Origin of the sequence: Vibrio sp. 1167, from assembly GCF_033340375.1 — a bacterium.
Classification (GTDB): Bacteria; Pseudomonadota; Gammaproteobacteria; order Enterobacterales; family Vibrionaceae; genus Vibrio; species Vibrio alginolyticus.
The window spans coordinates 1-1,267 of sequence record NZ_JAWOWK010000068.1 but is presented as its reverse complement, the minus strand read 5'-3'; the positions used below and the strand labels follow the sequence as shown (position 1 = coordinate 1,267).

The window sequence follows — 1,267 nt, the reverse complement described above, 5'->3', positions numbered from 1 at the left end:
AGATTGTGCGCGCTTCAATAACAACGATTTTTTCGGATGAGAACCGGACAACCAACGATGCAAGCTATGTGCGATATTCGTTACATTACGCTCTGGCTCTTCAATTAGGGCGACCGCCGCCAAAGCGACATTTACCATCTTATCGCTGTGGGATTGCGATTTAATTAACATCGCTGCCGCGCGAGGTTCTACCCCCAAGTCATGAGCCTGCTTTCCTTCCGCAGTCAGTTGTCCTTGCTCGGTAATAAGCCCTAATGAAAACAACAACTGCTTAGCTTGTTGCAGCGCGGCAGCAGAAGGAATATCGAGCCATTTTAGCTCATGAATATCGGTCGTCCCCCAAAACGCCAGCTCCATTACCAAGCTCGCAAGATCGGAATGCAAAATCTCAGGTTGTGGCACTTGTGGCTGTTGCTTGAGTTGGCTTTCTGAATAGAGGCGAACGCAAATCCCCTCTTCAATTCGCCCAGCACGACCAGCTCGCTGGATGGCTGACGATTGAGCTATACGCGTTTGCTCCAATCGTGTAAGGCCATTTTTCAAGTCAAAACGCGCAACGCGCTCCAAACCAGAATCCACCACAAGGCGAATACCTTCAATTGTCAGAGAGGTTTCCGCAATGTTGGTTGCCAATACGACTTTGCGCTTACCTTTTTCTGCAGGAGAGATGGCTTTCTGTTGCTCAGTAAAGCTCAACTGACCATACAACGGGCATACTTCAACATCGTCCGGTAAGTGCGATAAACGCTCTTGCACTTGCTTAATGGCCGCCACACCGGGAAGAAACGCAAGCAGAGAGCCTGACTCTTTATTCATCAAACTCTCTATATTTTTTGCCATTACCGTTGGAAGATGATCGTTGGCAGTCAGCGGAGCATAGCGAGTTTCCACAGCAAAGCAGCGCCCTTCAGATTCAATATAACAAGCTTCCGGCAGTAAGGATTGCAACGCTTCTTGATCCAACGTTGCCGACATCACCACCAGCTTAAGATCGTCTCGCAATGCGTCTTGAACTTCCAAGCTAAGCGCCAAAGCCGTATCGGCATGAATACTGCGCTCATGGAACTCATCAAAAATCAGCAAATCGACGCCATCTAGCTCAGGGTCATTTTGGATCATGCGAGTCATGACCCCTTCAGTCACAATTTCTAACTGAGTAGAAGCACTTACCTTTGTCTCGCCACGAACGCGATACCCCACTCGCTGGCCAACTTGCTCGCCCAGTTGCTCGGCCAAATATCTCGCGATATTGCGCGCGGCTAATCGT

Annotated in this window: 1 protein-coding gene; it reads right to left on the bottom strand. The window is 49.3% G+C overall.

The genetic code is table 11. The annotated features are described in order from the left end of the window. The coding region (gene hrpB, locus R7Z78_RS24410) for an ATP-dependent helicase HrpB (RefSeq protein ID WP_169643840.1) at positions 1-1,267 on the bottom strand (1,267 nt) is incomplete at both ends.